Raw genomic sequence first — 1,053 nt, forward strand, 5'->3', positions numbered from 1 at the left:
TGCAGCGTTCGTTAGCGCTCCATGGAGCTATCCCCTGGGGATAGCTCGCGCCGCATGCAACCGCCACGCCCTAAACCGGGGCCCGCCGGGATTCGGATTCTTGACTGACTGCCTTCCGCTTCCTGTCGAAGCTGGCCGCTCCTTTTCCAACAACGAGCAGACACCATGGCAACCAATGAACCTCTGCAACTGAATCTCGGCTCCCTGCGCAGTGCGATGTCGCTGACCCTGCACACCCATCACGCTTCCCGCATCTGGCATGGCCGCGCCGCCGCCGAGGGGCGACCGGGCATCGTCGGCCTGAATGGCTATATCGCTCAGATGAACAAGATGCGGCGGGGCTCAGAACAAGACGATCCGTACTCGGACTGGTGGATGCTGCGCATCGAGGACAAGCTCGACCACACCAAGGTCACGCTGCAATCGCTGCGCGAGCAGGTGGACCAGGCGCTGGCGAGTGTGCCGCCGGCGCTCAGCCTGGGCGAAAACCTCAACGTGCAGCCGGTCAAGCTCCCGCTCTTCGTCAACGCGCAGCTCGGCTTTGCCGCGGTCTATCTCCTGGCCGACTACGACGACATCGCCCGCAAGCTGATCCTCGCCCATCACACCGCGCTCATTGACCGCAGCACCTTGGAACGCTGGCTCAACGAGGGCGCACATTCATTGCGCAGCCTGTTCTCGCTGGCCCAGCAGTATCGCTATTCGGGCTGCACACGCGATGACTTCGCGTCGAAGAATGCCGCAGCGCGGGCAGCGCTGGAGAAGTATGGCGAACTGCCGCAGGACGTGCTGGAAGGCACGCGCCGGTCGAAGTTTGCGCCGCCCATCGTGCGCCGTGGCCTGAAGCAGCGCGGCGACGGTCCTGCCGAAGCATCACTGCTCGGCGATGAAACCACCACCGCAGAGTCGCCCGAAGCCGCAGCCGGCGAGGACGAGCCGGCATGAGCGATCCGAACCCACCGACCCGCTACTTCCGAGGCCTGCAACAGGGTGCCTTCATGCGGCTGGAACACGCGGCCTATCTAAAAGGCCTTTTAAAGCCTTTTAAGGGTA

Annotated in this window: 2 protein-coding genes; both read left to right on the forward strand. The window is 63.6% G+C overall.

Annotation, left to right across the window (positions count from 1 at the left end; genetic code table 11):
• Window positions 1-165: 165 nt before the first annotated feature.
• Window positions 166-945 (forward strand): PFL_4669 family integrating conjugative element protein, encoded by a 780-nt coding sequence (locus tag EKA13_RS27320; protein ID WP_009459719.1) that lies wholly within the window; start codon window positions 166-168, stop codon window positions 943-945.
• The coding region (locus EKA13_RS27325) for a DUF3158 family protein (RefSeq protein WP_125862980.1) at window positions 942-1,053 on the forward strand (112 nt) is incomplete at its 3' end. The genes EKA13_RS27320 and EKA13_RS27325, both read left to right, overlap by 4 nt.

This window comes from Pseudomonas defluvii (assembly GCF_001695625.1).
In the GTDB taxonomy this organism is placed as follows: domain Bacteria; phylum Pseudomonadota; class Gammaproteobacteria; order Pseudomonadales; family Pseudomonadaceae; genus Aquipseudomonas; species Aquipseudomonas defluvii.

Coding starts and splice junctions, on each gene's coding strand:
- EKA13_RS27320 (WP_009459719.1), top strand. CDS start 166: ATGGCAACCAATGAACCTCTGCAACTGAATCTCGGCTCCCTGCGCAGT.